The 14,858-nt window shown below is 64.2% G+C and carries 12 protein-coding genes; 10 read left to right on the forward strand and 2 right to left on the reverse strand.

The window, feature by feature from the left end:
• Positions 1 to 64: 64 nt before the first annotated feature.
• From EN869_RS26885 to EN869_RS26895, 3 genes are read left to right on the forward strand one after another with little or no spacing between them, the layout of a single operon-like run.
• Positions 65 to 1,528: an aldehyde dehydrogenase family protein gene (locus tag EN869_RS26885; protein ID WP_127229827.1), complete on the forward strand. Its 1,464-nt coding sequence runs from the start codon at positions 65 to 67 to the stop codon at positions 1,526 to 1,528.
• A gap of 10 nt (positions 1,529 to 1,538) precedes the next feature.
• The gene (locus EN869_RS26890) at positions 1,539 to 2,582 is read left to right on the forward strand and encodes a tartrate dehydrogenase (RefSeq protein ID WP_127229828.1); all 1,044 of its coding nucleotides are present in this window, start codon (positions 1,539 to 1,541) and stop codon (positions 2,580 to 2,582) included.
• Between the two features lie 17 nt (positions 2,583 to 2,599).
• Positions 2,600 to 4,057: an NAD-dependent succinate-semialdehyde dehydrogenase gene (locus EN869_RS26895; protein WP_127229829.1), complete on the forward strand. Its 1,458-nt coding sequence runs from the start codon at positions 2,600 to 2,602 to the stop codon at positions 4,055 to 4,057.
• 84 nt (positions 4,058 to 4,141) lie between these two features.
• On the opposite strand, the gene EN869_RS26900 is transcribed toward EN869_RS26895, so the two are convergent.
• Both EN869_RS26900 and EN869_RS26905 read right to left on the reverse strand, forming a co-directional pair.
• Positions 4,142 to 5,416: an FAD-binding oxidoreductase gene (locus EN869_RS26900; protein WP_127229830.1), complete on the reverse strand. Its 1,275-nt coding sequence runs from the start codon at positions 5,414 to 5,416 to the stop codon at positions 4,142 to 4,144.
• A 16-nt stretch (positions 5,417 to 5,432) separates the two neighbouring features.
• Positions 5,433 to 6,101 carry a haloacid dehalogenase type II gene (locus EN869_RS26905; protein WP_127229831.1) on the reverse strand — a complete coding sequence of 223 codons (669 nt, stop codon included), beginning with the start codon at positions 6,099 to 6,101 and terminating at the stop codon, positions 5,433 to 5,435.
• A 319-nt stretch (positions 6,102 to 6,420) separates the two neighbouring features.
• Between EN869_RS26905 and EN869_RS26910 the strand changes: the two genes are divergently transcribed.
• The 7 genes from EN869_RS26910 to EN869_RS26940 all read left to right on the forward strand — a co-directional run bounded on the left by EN869_RS26910 (position 6,421) and on the right by EN869_RS26940 (position 14,818).
• Positions 6,421 to 7,260, forward strand: coding sequence for a GNAT family N-acetyltransferase (locus EN869_RS26910; protein ID WP_127229832.1), 840 nt, complete (start codon positions 6,421 to 6,423; stop codon positions 7,258 to 7,260).
• 14 nt (positions 7,261 to 7,274) lie between these two features.
• Complete coding sequence (locus tag EN869_RS26915) at positions 7,275 to 8,648, forward strand: aspartate aminotransferase family protein (protein ID WP_127229833.1); 1,374 nt, start codon at positions 7,275 to 7,277, stop codon at positions 8,646 to 8,648.
• Positions 8,649 to 8,885: 237 nt separating this feature from the next.
• Positions 8,886 to 9,608, forward strand: coding sequence for an HAD-IA family hydrolase (locus EN869_RS26920; protein ID WP_127229834.1), 723 nt, complete (start codon positions 8,886 to 8,888; stop codon positions 9,606 to 9,608).
• A gap of 62 nt (positions 9,609 to 9,670) precedes the next feature.
• On the forward strand, positions 9,671 to 11,281 hold the full coding sequence (locus tag EN869_RS26925) for an ABC transporter substrate-binding protein (protein WP_127229835.1): 1,611 nt from the start codon (positions 9,671 to 9,673) through the stop codon (positions 11,279 to 11,281).
• Positions 11,282 to 11,367: 86 nt separating this feature from the next.
• Positions 11,368 to 12,318 carry an ABC transporter permease gene (locus tag EN869_RS26930; protein ID WP_127229836.1) on the forward strand — a complete coding sequence of 317 codons (951 nt, stop codon included), beginning with the start codon at positions 11,368 to 11,370 and terminating at the stop codon, positions 12,316 to 12,318.
• Positions 12,319 to 12,320: 2 nt separating this feature from the next.
• Positions 12,321 to 13,166 carry an ABC transporter permease gene (locus EN869_RS26935; RefSeq protein ID WP_127229837.1) on the forward strand — a complete coding sequence of 282 codons (846 nt, stop codon included), beginning with the start codon at positions 12,321 to 12,323 and terminating at the stop codon, positions 13,164 to 13,166.
• On the forward strand, positions 13,163 to 14,818 hold the full coding sequence (locus tag EN869_RS26940; RefSeq protein ID WP_127229838.1) for an ABC transporter ATP-binding protein: 1,656 nt from the start codon (positions 13,163 to 13,165) through the stop codon (positions 14,816 to 14,818). Before EN869_RS26935 ends, EN869_RS26940 begins: the two co-directional genes overlap by 4 nt.
• Positions 14,819 to 14,858 lie beyond the last annotated feature (40 nt).

The raw sequence follows: 14,858 nt of genomic DNA on the forward strand, positions 1-14,858 counted from the left end.
AACAGCGCATGCTGCGTACCGGCAGGCGCTAGGCTTGAGCCGACACTGCCGAGTTGGTCTGCCCATGAGCCTAAGCTTCGATCCCGACACAATTCCCCTCCCCGTTGGCCATTTCATCGGCGGCGAGCTGATGTCGGCCGAGGGCGCGATCGAGATGCGTCGCCCGTCGGACGGCAAATCTTATGCCGCCTGCCCCCTCGCTGGCGTTGACATGGTCGAGCGCGCGGTGGAAAGCGCAAAAGCGGCGCTGAAGTCCAGCAACTGGGGAGGCGTCCGACCGCGCGAGCGCACCAGGGCGCTGCAGGCCTGGGCCGACCTGATCGAGGCGGAAGCCGCAACGCTCGCCAAAGTCGAAGCACTGTGCTCCACTCGCCCCGTCGGCCAGCTTGTCGCCGGCGACATCGCCGTGACCGCCGAGCAGATCCGCTTCTTCGCCGAATTCGCCGACAAGGAAGGCAGCGAGCTCGCCCCCACCGACGACACCAGTCTCGGCATGATCATGGGCGAGCCCTATGGCGTGGTTGGCGCGATCACGCCGTGGAATTTTCCGATCTCGATGGCCGGCTGGAAGCTCGGCCCGGCACTGGCGGCGGGCAATGCGGTCGTCTTGAAACCCTCCGAGATGACGCCGTTCTCGGCTGTCTATTTGGCGCAGCTCGCCCTTAGAGCCGGTCTGCCCGCCGGACTAATCAACGTGGTGCTCGGCGATGGTCCGACGACCGGCACGGCGCTGACCGGCCATCCAGAGATCGCCAAGGTCAGCTTCACCGGCTCGACCCGGGCCGGCTCGGCGATTATGGAGAATGTCGCCCGCGCCGGCGTAAAGCCGATGACGCTGGAACTTGGCGGCAAGAGCCCGCAGATCGTCTTTGCCGATGCCGATCTCGAAAAGGCGGCAGCGGCCATCGCCGGCAGCGTCACCTTCAACGCCGGCCAGGCCTGCGTGGCCGGCACGCGGCTGATCGTCGAGAAGAGCATCGCCGACCGGCTGACGGGCGCCATTCTGGAGCGGATGAAAGCCGTCCGGCCCGGCCCGACCTGGGACCAGGCGACGCAGTTTTCGCCGATCATTTCGGAACGGCAGCGAGCACGCGTCGACAGCATCGTGCGGGCCGCGGTCGAAGCCGGCGGCGAATGCCTGACCGGCGGCGTGGCCATGGACGCTCCCGGCTATTTCTACGAGCCGACCCTGGTTGCCAATGTCGACCAGGCCAATCCAGCCATCGTCGAGGAGATCTTCGGCCCGGTCTTGACCGTGCAGACCTTCGAGACCGAGGAAGAAGCGCTGGCGCTGGCCAGCCATCCGACCTACGGCCTGGCTTCCGGCCTTTTCACCGCCGACTTATCCCGCACCATCCGCATCGCGCGCAAACTGGAAGCAGGCACGGTTTGGGTCAACCGCTACAGCCGCTCGCGCGACCACATCCTGCCGACCGGCGGCTACAAGCGCTCGGGCATCGGCAAGGACCTCGGCCGCGAGGCCTATCTCGCCAATCGCAGGACCAAGAGCGTCCTGATCAGCCTCTAGAGAGATGCCGATGAAGTCCTATTCGATCGCCCTGATCCCCGGTGACGGCATCGGCCGCGACGTGACCGCCGCCGCCTGGACGGTGCTGGAAACGGTGGCCCATCACTCCGGCTTTGCCGTGACCGGAACCGAGTTTCCATGGTCCTGCAAATTCTACAAAGAGACCGGCCGCATGATGTCGGAGGACGGCATCGAGACCTTGCGCGGCTTCGACGCCATTCTCCTCGGCGCCGTGGGATGGCCGGCCGAGGTGCCGGATTCCGTTTCGCTGCACGGCCTGCTGCTGCCGATCCGCAAGGCGTTCGTGCAATATGCCAATATCCGGCCGCACCGCCTGCTGCCGGGCGTCACCGGACCGCTGCGGAAGGAAAACTTCGACATCCTTTGCATCCGCGAGAACACCGAAGGCGAATATTCAGGCGCCGGCGGGCGCGTGCATCAAGGCACGCGGGAAGAGGTCGCGGTGGAGACCTCGATCTTCACCCGCGCCGGCGTCGAGCGCATCCTGCGCTTCGGCTTCGAGCAGGCGGGGGCACGTCGAGGCAAGCTTGCCTCCGTCACCAAGTCCAACGCCCAGAAATACTCGATGGTGTTCTGGGACGAGATCACCCGCAAGCTGGCCGCGGAATACGCAGACGTCGAAGTCACCAGCTATCATGTCGACGCGCTCGCCGCACGCATGATCATGGCGCCGGAGAGCCTCGACGTGCTCGTCGCTTCCAACCTGTTCGGCGACATCCTGACCGACATCGGCGCGGCGATCCAGGGCGGGCTCGGCTACGCCGCCTCCGCCAACATCAATCCCGACCGCTCGGCGCCCTCAATGTTCGAGCCGGTGCACGGCTCGGCGCCCGACATCGCCCATCTTGGCATCGCCAATCCGATCGCCACTATCTGGTCGGGTGCGATGATGCTCGAACATCTCGGCGAAACCGCCGCCGCAGGTCGCATCATGAAGGCGCTCGAAGCGACGACTGCCCGCGGCATCGGAACCACTGCCGGCAAGGACAAAACAGACACCATCACAGCCGCCATCGTCGCGGCGCTCAGCTGAATGCAAGGTCGTTTCCGATGAAAACCCTGAAGGACAAAAGCCTCTTCCGCGAAGCCGGCCTGATCGGTGGCAAATGGGTTGCTGCCGGCTCCGGCAAGACGGTCGACGTCATCGATCCGGCGACGCAGGCCACGATCGGCACAGTGCCCGACATGACCGGTGCGGAGACCCGCGCTGCCATCGAAGCCGCGGCCTCCGCCTATCGGGACTGGAGGAAGAAGACCAACGCCGAGCGCGCGGCGCTGCTGGAAGCCTGGCATGGTCTGATGCTTGCGAATCTGGACGATCTGGCACTGATCCTGACCACAGAACAGGGCAAGCCGCTGGACGAAGCCAAGGGCGAGATCCGCTACGGCGCGTCCTTCGTCAAATGGTTCGCGGAGGAAGCACGCCGCATCAACGGCCACAACATCCCCTCGCCCACACAAGACCGCCGCATAATCGTGCTGAAGGAACCGGTCGGCGTCTGCGGCATCATCACGCCATGGAATTTTCCCAACGCCATGATCACCCGGAAGGTCGCGCCGGCATTGGCCGCCGGCTGCACGGTGGTGATCAAACCGTCCGAGTTCACGCCCTATTCGGCGCTGGCGCTCGGCGTGCTCGCAGAGCGGGCCGGCATCCCGGCCGGCGTCATCAACATCGTCACCGGCATGCCGACCGAGATCGGCAACGAGATCATGGCGAATGAGACGGTGCGCAAGATCTCCTTCACCGGCTCGACGCGCGTCGGTTCGCTGCTGATGCGGGGGGCCGCCGACAGCGTGAAGCGGCTCAGCCTCGAACTCGGCGGCAATGCGCCCTTCATCGTCTTCGACGACGCCGATCTCGATCTCGCCGTCGAGGGCGCGCTCATCTCGAAATTCCGCAACGGCGGCCAGACCTGTGTGTGCGCCAACCGAATCCTCGTCCAGGCTGGTGTCCATGACGCCTTCGCCGCGAAGCTCACCGCTCGCGTCAACGCCATGACCGTGGGGCCAGGCACGCAGCCTGGCGTCGCCATCGGACCGATGATCAACATGGCGGCGGTCGAGAAGATCAACCGCCATGTCGAGGACGCGCTCGCCAAGGGCGCGGAGATCATCACCGAGAAGCCGGCTTTGCCCGAAGGTCAGCAATATGTTGCGCCGCTGGTGCTGGCCGGCGCCACGGCAGAGATGCAACTCGCCGGCGAGGAGACATTCGGCCCGGTCGCGCCGCTCTTCCGTTTCGAAACCGAGGAGGAAGCAATCGCGCTCGCCAATGGCACGCCTTACGGGCTCGCTTCCTACTTTTACACCGAGAATTTGAAACGCGCCTGGCGCGTCGGCGAGGCGCTGGAGTTCGGCATGGTGGGCTTGAACACCGGCTCGGTCTCGATCGAGGTCGCCCCATTCGGCGGCGTCAAGCTGTCCGGCCTCGGGCGCGAGGGCGCGCAGGCCGGCATCGAGGAATATCTCGAGATGAAGAGCTTCCACATGGGAATAGGACAGTAAAGCAATACGGCAGGTAGGGAAGACGGCACCTACTGCCCTACTGCCCTACTGCCCTACTGCCCTACTGCCCTACTGCCCTACTGCCTACCTCACCCGGTCGAGCGCCTTGTAGTAGAGGCCGACCATCGGCAGGAACCACGGCTTGCCCGAGTAGCCCGGGATGGAAGGCCACTCGAGTCCCTTCAGCGGGTTGCGGTCCTCGCGGCCGAGCATGGCATCGGCCAAAATCATGCCGAGATGGGTGGAAAGCTGCGCGCCATGGCCGGAATAGCCCATCGCGTACCAGACCCCCTCATGGTAGCCGGCGCGCGGGAAGCGGTCCTTGGTCATGTCGACAAGACCGCCCCAGCAATAGTCGATCTCGACCTTGGCGAGCTGCGGAAAAATCGCCGCGAGGCTTGCCCGCAATATCTGCCCGCTTTTGGCGTCTGAGCGCTGGTCCGACGTCGCCGAGAAGCGTGCGCGGCCGCCGAAGATCAGGCGCCTGTCCGGTGACAGCCGGAAGTAGTTGCCTATGTTCATCGAGGTGACGCAGGTCCGATTGCCCGGCATGGCGGCAGTGATCTCGGCGTCGCTCAACGGCCGCGTGGCGATGATGAAGCTGCCGACGGAAATGAGCCTGCGGCGGAAATAGTCGAAATTCGGCGTGGTGTAGGCGCCCGTCGCCACCAGCACGTTGTCGGCGCTGATCTTGCCGCGGGACGTTGTCAGCTCGTGCCTGTTTCCTGATTGCCTGCGGTCCGTCACCCTGGCGTTCTCGTGGATGACCGCGCCGTGGCGGGCGGCGGCCGCGGCAAGGCCGGCCACATAGCGGCCCATATGCATCATGGCGCTCTTCTTCGACAGCATCGCGCCATGGAAGGGCGAGCCGATCTCGGATTTGAGATCGGCGGCCGACAGCAGCGCCGTATCGGGATCGACCTCGGCTTGAATCGCTTCGAAGTTGCGCGCGATCGCCTCGAAATGCTGCAGCTTGGAGGCGAGCTTCAGCTTGCCGGCGCGGCGAAAATTGCAGTCGATGGCTTCCTCGGCGATCAGCGCCTCGATGGTGTCAACAGAGTCGTCCAGCGCCCGGTAAAGCGCTATCGCGCGTTCCTTGCCGAGCTCCGCCTTGGCCGACAGGTAGCTGTGGGCGAGACCATTGTTAAGATGCCCGCCATTGCGCCCGGACGCGCCCCAGCCGACCCGCTCCGCTTCCAGCACCACCACCTTGGCGCCGGCTTTCGCCAATTGGCGCGCGGCGGCGAGACCGGTGAAGCCACCGCCGACGATTGCCGCATCATAGTGCCCCTCGACCGGGCCTTGCGCCCCGCCGGAAAAGACCGGAGCGGTGTCGTGCCAGTAGGAGACCAGCTTCATCGGCAATCCGCCTGCTTTAAAGACCGACCACGCCCGGGAGACCGGAAATATTGGCTATCTCGGTGTAACCGTAATAGGGGTTGGCCGGCTCGTGGCCGCGGTTAACCCAGACCTTGTTCTTGATGCCGAGATCATGCGCCGACATCAGGTCGTAACGGAACGAAGACGAGCAGTGAAGGATGTCTTCCGGTCCACAGCCCAGCATGTCGAGCATATACTCAAAGGCTTTGAAGCGCGGTTTGTAGGCCTGCGCCTGCTCGGCCGTGTAGACGGCATGGAACGGCGCGCCCAGCTTTTCGACATTGGACATGATCTGTGCGTTCATGGCGTTGGAGAGGATCACCAGCGGGATTTCCCTGGCGACCTTGGCAAGCCCTGCCGGAACGTCGGCATGCGGTCCCCAGGTCGGGACACGCTCATAGACCATTTGGGCGTCATCAGCGCTGAAGACGACGCCGTTGCGCTTGCAAGCGCGCTCGAGTGCGTTGTGTACGACGTCGGCATAAGGCTTCCAGTCGCCCAGGATCTCGTCCAGCCGATAGGCCGCGAAGTTCTTGATGAACTCCTGCATGCGCGGCTCGTCAAGCCGGCTGCCGTAGAGGTCGCGCGCCGCTTCCGCCATCTGGAAAAAGGTCAACGTGCCGTAGCAGTCGAAGGTAATGTATTTGGGCCTGAAAGAAGCCATGTCCGTCGATCTCCGGTGGAAGCGCACCCGCTCTGGGATTTAGTCATCATATGCGGGCAGGCGACGAGCCACTTGACCGAAATCGGCTCCGCGAAAGCAGAAAGTTCCGTATCCGCCGTCAGGTTTGGCACGCTGTAGCATCTTGGCTGTCGACAAGCCCGCCATAGCGCGACGGCAAAGCGACAACCGAGGATGCTGCCAGCAGAAGATGCGGCGCGCGCCCCGTGCAAAGGCGAAAGATATCGCGGAAACCGAAACCTTCAGACGATCTGCAGCGCGCCGATGACCGAGACTTGCGGGCAGACGGAAAGGATGCCTCATGCAGCAGGGCGAAATAGCAATCCAGGCTTTCGGGCCGGACCATATCGAGGGCGCGGTGGCGCTTTCGCGCCAGGAGAACTGGCCGCATCGCCCGCAGGACTGGCAGATGGCGCTGCAGCTTTCGAGCGGCGCGGTCGCGCTCGACGATCAGGGCCGGGTGACCGGCACCATCCTGGTGACGCCCTACGGTATGGATTGCGCGATGATCAACATGGTGATCGTCGACCGGAACGCCCGCGGCATGGGGCTCGGGCGCCGGCTTATGGAACAGGCCTTCGTTCTTGCGGAAGATCGGCCCCTGCGGCTCGTCGCGACGGCGGACGGCATGCCGCTCTATCAGAAACTGGGCTTCGCGCCCTCGGGAACCATCCTGCAACATCAGGGCAGCGTCACCCAGCTTGGCGCGCCGGACGGCGTGGAAGCGGCAAGCGCCGATGATCTGCCGGAGATCAAGGTGCTGGACCGCGACGCCTACGGCGCCGACCGCAAAGCCCTGATCGACGCGCTGGCAGAGCGCGGCCAATTCGCCGTGATCCGCCGCAACGGCGCGATCGAGGCCTATGCCGCGATCCGCCCGTTCGGACGCGGCGAGGTGATAGGCCCGGTGATCGCGGGCAATGCCGACAACGCCAGGGCTCTGATCAGCTTTTTCGCCGCCTCGCGCCCCGGCGCCTTCCTGCGCGTCGATACGGACAGTCGCACCGGCATCGCCGGCTGGCTCACGGAAATCGGCCTCGGCCATGTCGGCGGCGGCGTGGCCATGGATCGCCCGTCTCGGACGGCTGCGGCACAGGCCCGGCCAAAAGTTTATGCCCTCGCCAACCAGGCGCTCGGCTAGTTCGGAGATAAACAATGCTCGCCAATTCGCTGATCGAACTTGACCGCGCCCATCTCATCCATCCGGTCTCCTCCTATCGCGGCCACGAGGCGCTCGGCGTGCGCGTGCTGAAGTCGGCGAAGGGCGCGACTGTCACCGACGCGTCCGGCAGGCAGCTGGTCGACGGATTCGCCGGGCTTTGGTGCGTCAATGCCGGCTATGGCCATGACAGCATCGTCGAGGCGGCTGCCCGGCAAATGCGCGAGCTTCCTTACGCCACCGCCTATTTCGACCTCGGCTCGGAGCCGGCCATCCGGCTCGCTTCGGAACTGGCCGAGCGCGCGCCGGGCGATCTCAATCACGTCTATTTCACGCTCGGCGGATCGGACGCTGTGGACAGCACGATCCGTTTCGTCCGCTACTACTGGAATGCCAGGGGCGAGCCGCAGCGCGATCAGTTCATTTCGATCGAGCAGGGCTATCACGGATCGTCGGTGGTCGGCGCGGGCCTGACGGCCCTGCCCGCCTTTCACGCCGGCTTCGGCATTCCCTTCGAATGGCAGCACAAGATCCCGTCGCCCTATCCCTACCGCAACCCGGTCGGCGAAAACGGCGACGCGATCATTGCCGCGTCGCTCGCCGCGCTGAAGGCGAAAATCGAGGCGATCGGGCCGGAGCGGGTCGCCGCCTTCTACGCCGAGCCGATCCAGGGCTCGGGTGGTGTCATCGTGCCGCCGAAGGGCTGGATCAAGGCGATCCACGCGCTCTGCCGCGAATACGGCATCCTGTTCATCGCCGACGAGGTCATCACCGGCTTCGGCCGCACCGGGCCGCTGTTCGCCTGCACGGAAGAGGACATCGTTCCCGATTTCATGACGACCGCGAAGGGCCTGACCTCGGGCTATGTTCCCATGGGCGCCGTGTTCATGGCCGACCATGTCTACCAGGTCATCGCCGATGGCGCGGGCAACGCGGCGGTCGGCCACGGCTACACCTACTCCGCCCATCCGGTCAGCGCCGCGGTCGCGCTCGAGGTGCTGAAACTCTATGAGGACGGCCTCCTGGAAAACGGCATCAAGGCCGGCGCTCGCCTAATGGCGGGCCTGTCTGCCTTGAGCGATCATCCGCTCGTCGGCGACGTTCGCGGCCGCGGCATGCTTGCCGCGATCGAGCTGGTGACCGACAAGCAGAAGAAGACGCCGCTTCCCGCCTCGGCGATGCCGGCACGGCGGGTCTTCGACAGGGCCTGGAACAACGGTCTTATCATCCGTGCCTTCGCGCATGGCGTTCTCGGCTACGCGCCGCCGCTCTGCTGCACCGATGGCGATATCGATGCGATCATCGAGCGCACGCGCCTCACGCTCGACCAAACGCTGGCCGATCCCGATGTCCGCAAGGCTCTCGCATGAACAACCGCGGATTTTTCGCGTCGCGAAATATCGCCGGGGCGGACGATTTCGCAATTTTGTGCCGAAGCCCCGCGCCTTTTCGGCGAATCCAGCGCGAGGGAAGTGCCAGACTGCTCATAAGACAAGGCCACAAAGCCGGATTTGCCGGGCTCTGGAAAAGGCCGACGCCCCGGACAGCACGGAATTTTGTTCTGTTCAGCATGATGCAATTCGGCCGCGCGCAGAGGAGAGCCAAATTTGGCCAGGGGCTTTAGCGAATTCAAATACATGACCTTCGACGTGGTCGGCACGCTGATCGACTTCGAAGGCGGTCTCACGGCCTGCCTGACCGGGATTGCCGCCGAGGCCGGCATCGCCATCGACGGCGAGGAAGCGCTGGCGCTTTACAGGCAGGCCCGTTACATGCCCGGCGCGGGGTTGTTTCCGGACGATCTCGTGCGCGTCTACATGGTCATCGCCCCACGGCTCGGCCTGCCGGCCGAGGAGAAATACGGTGTCCGCCTGCGCGATTCAGCCAGCGTTTGGAAAGGCTTTCCCGACAGCGCCGCTGCCTTGGCCGATCTTGCCAAGTCGCACAAGCTGATCGCCATGACCAACGCACGGCGCTGGGCGCTCGACCATTTCGAGCAGCAGCTCGGATCGCCCTTCTTCGCCACCTTCACCGCCGACGACACCGGTACGGAAAAACCCGACCCGGCCTTCTTCCAGAAGGTCTTCGATTTCGTGGCGGGTCGGGGCGACAGCAAGGACGACATCCTGCATGTCGCGCAGAGCCAGTACCACGACATCGGCATCTCCCGGGCGCTGGGCATGACCAATTGCTGGATCGAGCGCCGCCACGCCCAGAAGGGCTATGGCGGCACGATCGAACCCGAGCGCTTCACCGTGCCGGACTACCACTTCACCTCGATGGCCGCCCTTGCGGCTGCCGTGCGCGAGAGCCTGAAGGAGCGAACCTGAACCAAGCCCGGAAAGCCGCAGCAAGACGAGCATACCGACCAATCAACAGAAAGGGGAATGATATGACCGACAAGATCACCAACTGGACCGGCGCAGACGATGCCATGGTCGAGAACGCCATCCGGCGGGGCGCGAGCCGCCGCCAACTTCTCAAGATGCTGCTGGCCGGCGGTGCCGCAATTGCCGCGGGCAGCGTCGTGCTTGGCCGTGCCACACAGGCCGTCGCCGCTACGCCGGTTTCCGGCGGGACCTTCAAGGCGGCCGGCTGGTCGTCCTCGACCGCCGACACGCTCGATCCCGCGAAGGCGTCGCTCTCTACCGACTATGTGCGTTGCTGCTCGCTCTACAACCGCCTGACCTTCCTCGACAAGGATGGCAAGACGCAGATGGAGCTGGCTGAAAGCTTCGACAGCAAGGACGCCAAGACCTGGACCGTGAAGCTGCGCAAAGGCGTCACCTTCCATGACGGCAAGGACCTCACCGCCGACGACGTGGTCTTCTCGCTGAAGCGTCATCTGGACAAAGCGGTCGGCTCCAAGGTCGCCAAGATCGCCGCGCAGATGACCGGCTTCAAGGCGGTAGACAAGTCGACCGTGGAAATCACGCTTGCCGATCCGAATGCGGACCTGCCGACCATACTGGCGCTGCATCATTTCATGATCGTCCAGAACGGCACGACTGATTTCTCAAAAGGCAACGGCACCGGCGCCTTCGTGCTCGAGACCTTCGAGCCGGGCGTGCGTTCGGTGGTCACCAAGAACAAGAACTACTGGAAGTCGGGCAAGCCCTATCTCGACTCCTTCGAGTTCATCGCCATCAGCGACGACAGCGCGCGCGTCAATGCGCTGCTTTCCGGCGACATCAATTTCGCGGCCTCGATCAACCCGCGTGCGATGAAGCTCATCAGCGGCCAGCAGGGCTTTGAACTCTCCAAGACGACCGCGGGCAACTACACCGACCTCAACATCCGGCTCGACATGGATCCCGGCAGCAAGGCCGACTTCGTGACCGGCATGAAATATCTCGTCAACCGCGAGCAGATCGTCAAATCGGCCTTGCGTGGCCTCGGCGAAATCGGCAACGACCAGCCCGTCTCGCCGGCGAACATCTTCCACAACGCCGACCTCAAGCCGAAGGCGTTCGACCCCGACAAGGCGAAGTTCCACTTCCAGAAGTCAGGCCTGCTCGGCCAGTCCATCCCTGTGATCGCCTCCGAAGCCGCCACCTCGTCGATCGACATGGCGGTGATCATCCAGGCCGCGGGCGCCGACATCGGCATGAAGCTCGACGTACAGCGCGTTCCGTCGGATGGGTACTGGGACAACTACTGGCTCAAGGCGCCTGTCCATTTCGGCAACATCAATCCGCGCCCGACGCCGGACATCCTGTTCTCGCTCCTCTACGCTTCCAACGCGCCCTGGAACGAGAGCCAGTACAAGTCCGAGAAGTTCGACAAGCTGCTCGTCGAGGCGCGCGGCTCGCTCGACCAGGCCAAGCGCAAGGAAATCTACGGCCAGATGCAGGGCATGATCGCCGAAGAGGCCGGCACCATCATCCCGGCCTATATTTCCAACGTCGATGCCCTCTCCAGCAAGGTGAAGGGTTTGGAAGCCAACCCGCTCGGTGGCATGATGGGCTACGCAATGGCGGAATATCTCTGGCTCGAAGCCTGAGAGGCGCCTGCCGGGGCCGGTCGGCCGGCCCCGGCACTGCATTGCGCAGGATTGTTTGACCGAACGCAACCGCAGGGAGCGCTTCCATGAAATCTGGGGTTCTCAACCTCGTGGTCAAGCGGCTGGGGATCGCGGTCGTCACGCTTCTGATCGTGTTGTTCGCCGTGTTTTTCGCCACCAGCATGCTGCCGGGCGATACCGCGTCGATCCTGCTCGGCCAGGCGGCGACTCCTGAAGCTGTCGCCGGTCTGCGCGAGGCCATGCACCTCAACGACCCGGCGATCCTGCGCTTCCTGCGCTGGCTTTTCGGGCTGCTCCATGGCGACCTCGGCACTTCCTATGCCAACGACATGCCGGTCGCGGCGCTGATCGGCGGGCGCCTGGTCAACACGATGAAGCTCGCCGGCATCACCACGCTCATCTCGGTTCCACTGGCGCTGACGCTCGGCATCACCGCCGCGATGCTGCGCGGCTCACTCTATGACCGCGCCGTCACCGTGCTTTCCATCGGCGTCATCTCCGTGCCTGAGTTCATGGTCGCGACGCTGGCGGTGCTGCTGTTTGCCGTCTATCTCAAATGGCTGCCGGCGCTGTCCTCGGTCAACGAGGCGCATTCGCTGACCGACTTGGTGCGCATCTACGCGATGCCCGTTATCACCCTCACCTTCGTCATCTCCGCCCAGATGATCCGCATGACCCGCGCCGCGGTAATCGAGACGCTGTCCACGCCCTATGTCGAGATGGCGCTCCTCAAAGGCGCGTCGCGCAGCCGCATGGTCCTGCGGCACGCGCTTCCCAACGCGCTCGGACCGATCGTGAACGCTGTCGCGCTGTCTTTGTCCTATCTGGTCGGCGGCGTCATCATAGTCGAGACGATCTTCAACTATCCCGGCATCGCCAAGCTGATGGTCGATGCGGTCGCCACCCGCGACCTGCCGCTGATCCAAAGCTGCGCGATGATCTTCTGCCTGGGATATCTCCTGCTCATCACGGCCGCCGATATCGTCGCCATCATGTCCAATCCGAGGCTGAGATAACGATGGCGCGCGCAATAGCCTCCCGACGGTCCTTCCTGGGCCACAGTTATAACCTTGTCGGCGTCGTGGCTTCGCTGGTCATCCTGGCGTGGACACTGGTCGCGATCTTCGCGCCCACCATCATTCCGCATCCGATCGGCGACATCGTCGATGACGACTATTTCGGCCCGATGCGCCAGGGGCTATGGCTTGGCTCGGACTATCTTGGGCGCGATATGCTCTCGCGCGTTCTGATGGGCGCACGCTACACTGTCGGCATATCGCTCGCCGCCGTCTCGATCGCCTGTTTTTCGGGTGTCGTGCTCGGCATGCTCGCGGCCGTGACCGGCGGCTGGTTCGACACCTGCCTCAGCCGCTTCCTGGACGCGATGAACTCCATCCCGAGCAAGCTGTTCGGCCTCGTGGTCGTCGCTGCGGTCGGCTCGTCGATCCCTGTGCTGATCCTGACGCTCGCGGTGATTTACATCCCCGGCGCCTACCGCTTCGCTCGGGCGCTCGCGGTCAACATCAACACTATGGATTTCATGACCGTCGCCCGTGTCCGTGGCGAAAGCACGGCCTATCTCATCGGGTCCGAAATCCTGCCCAACATCATTCGCCCGGTGCTCGCCGACTTCGGCCTGCGTTTCGTCTTCATCGTGCTCCTGCTCTCAGGCCTGTCCTTCCTCGGGCTCGGCTTGCAGCCGCCTTTGGCCGACTGGGGCGCGCTGGTGCGTGAGAACATCGGCGGCCTGCCCTTCGCGGCCCCAGCGGTCGTCGTGCCCTCGCTGGCGATCGCCAGCCTCACCATCAGCGTCAACCTGCTGATCGACAACCTGCCGCAGAAGATCAGGGACCGTGACGCATGACCAATCTCGTCGAGGTCAGGAACCTGAGGATCAAGGCGACGACCGACGCCGGACGTGTCGTCGAAATCATCAAGGGCGTCAGCCTCGATATCGCCGATGGCGAGATCATCGCGCTGATCGGCGAGAGCGGATCCGGCAAGACGACAGTGGCGCTCTCGCTCATGGGCCACGCGCGGCCCGGATGCCAGATCACGGGCGGCGAAATCAACGTCAACGGCAAGAACATGGCGGCGCTCTCCGAGAAGGAAAGGGCAAAGCTGCGCGGGACCGACATCGCCTATGTGCCGCAAAGTGCGGCCGCATCGTTCAATCCCGCGTCCACCATCATGGAGCAGGTGATCGAGGTCACGCGCATCCACAGGCTGATGCCGCCCGAGCAGGCCCGCAAACGGGCGGTCGAGTTGTTCAGGTCCTTGTCGCTGCCGGACCCGGAACGGATCGGCGGCCGCTATCCGCACCAGGTTTCGGGCGGACAATTGCAGCGGCTTGCGGCGGCCATGGCGCTCATCGGCAATCCCAAGCTGGTCATCTTCGACGAGCCGACGACGGCTCTCGACGTGACGACGCAGATCGATGTTCTGAAGGCCTTCAAATCGGTGATGCGGGCGGGCGGGATTGCGGGTGTCTATGTGTCCCACGACCTCGCCGTCGTCGCCCAGATTGCCGATCGCATCGTGGTGCTGAAGGGCGGCGAAGTTCAGGAGACCGGCACTACGGCTGAAATCCTTTCAGCCGCCAAGCACCCTTATACACGCGAGCTGCTGGCCGCCTTCGAACCGAAGCGGCGGCAAGCGCACGCAGATGCGGAACCCGCAACCAACCAGTTGCTGCGCATCGACAATGTGACGGCCGGCTACGGCGCGGTGCGGGACAACGGACTGCCGCTGGTCCGCGCCGTCGATTCCGTCAGCCTGATCGTAGAGAAGGGCCGCAATCTCGGTGTCATCGGCGAATCCGGCTGCGGAAAGTCGACGCTGGCGCGGGTCATCGCCGGCATCCATCCGGCGGCGGCCGGCGACATCGTCTTCGACGGCAAGCCACTGCGGCGGGCTGCCGGGAAACGCAGCCAGGATCAATTGCGCGAGATGCAGATCGTGTTCCAATACGCCGATACCGCGCTCAATCCGGCCAAGCCCGTCGAGGACATCATCGCCCGGCCGCTGGTCTTCTACCATGGGCTCGACAGGCAGGCGCGCTCCAGGCGCGTCGACGAACTGCTTGACATGGTGCGCCTGCCGAAGGCGCTGCGCTATCGCCATCCCGCGGAGCTCTCGGGCGGTCAGAAGCAGCGCGTGAATTTTGCACGCGCTCTCGCGGCCAACCCCAAGCTGATCATCTGCGATGAAATCACCTCGGCGCTCGACACAGTGGTGGCGTCCGCCGTGATCGAGCTACTCAAGGAGCTGCAGCGCGAGCTGGGTCTGTCTTACATCTTCATCAGCCACGACCTCTCGGTCGTCGAAGCCATCTGCGATGAGATCATGGTCATGTATAATGGCCAGCGGGTGGAGCAGATCACGCCCGACAAGGTCAAGGCGGCCACCCACCCCTATTCCAAGCTTCTGTTCTCCTCCGTGCCGAAGCTCGACCCGACCTGGCTCGACGGCCTCGTCCGCGACCCGGAACTCGTCAGCCAGTACGGCCACCGGTAGAGCAATTCCAGGAAAAGTCCGCAGCGGTCTTCCGTCCGCA

The sequence above is a fragment of the Mesorhizobium sp. M2D.F.Ca.ET.226.01.1.1 genome, assembly GCF_004022705.2.
GTDB lineage: Bacteria > Pseudomonadota > Alphaproteobacteria > Rhizobiales > Rhizobiaceae > Mesorhizobium.

What these genes read in the sequence shown, in the direction of transcription:
- EN869_RS26895 (WP_127229829.1), top strand. Translation starts at nt 2,600, where the DNA reads ATGAAAACCCTGAAGGACAAAAGCCTCTTCCGCGAAGCCGGCCTGATC.
- EN869_RS26890 (WP_127229828.1), top strand. Translation starts at nt 1,539, where the DNA reads ATGAAGTCCTATTCGATCGCCCTGATCCCCGGTGACGGCATCGGCCGC.
- EN869_RS26910 (WP_127229832.1), top strand. Translation starts at nt 6,421, where the DNA reads ATGCAGCAGGGCGAAATAGCAATCCAGGCTTTCGGGCCGGACCATATC.
- EN869_RS26915 (WP_127229833.1), top strand. Translation starts at nt 7,275, where the DNA reads ATGCTCGCCAATTCGCTGATCGAACTTGACCGCGCCCATCTCATCCAT.
- EN869_RS26925 (WP_127229835.1), top strand. Translation starts at nt 9,671, where the DNA reads ATGACCGACAAGATCACCAACTGGACCGGCGCAGACGATGCCATGGTC.
- EN869_RS26885 (WP_127229827.1), top strand. Translation starts at nt 65, where the DNA reads ATGAGCCTAAGCTTCGATCCCGACACAATTCCCCTCCCCGTTGGCCAT.
- EN869_RS26935 (WP_127229837.1), top strand. Translation starts at nt 12,321, where the DNA reads ATGGCGCGCGCAATAGCCTCCCGACGGTCCTTCCTGGGCCACAGTTAT.
- EN869_RS26940 (WP_127229838.1), top strand. Translation starts at nt 13,163, where the DNA reads ATGACCAATCTCGTCGAGGTCAGGAACCTGAGGATCAAGGCGACGACC.
- EN869_RS26905 (WP_127229831.1), bottom strand. Translation starts at nt 6,101, where the DNA reads ATGGCTTCTTTCAGGCCCAAATACATTACCTTCGACTGCTACGGCACG.
- EN869_RS26930 (WP_127229836.1), top strand. Translation starts at nt 11,368, where the DNA reads ATGAAATCTGGGGTTCTCAACCTCGTGGTCAAGCGGCTGGGGATCGCG.
- EN869_RS26900 (WP_127229830.1), bottom strand. Translation starts at nt 5,416, where the DNA reads ATGAAGCTGGTCTCCTACTGGCACGACACCGCTCCGGTCTTTTCCGGC.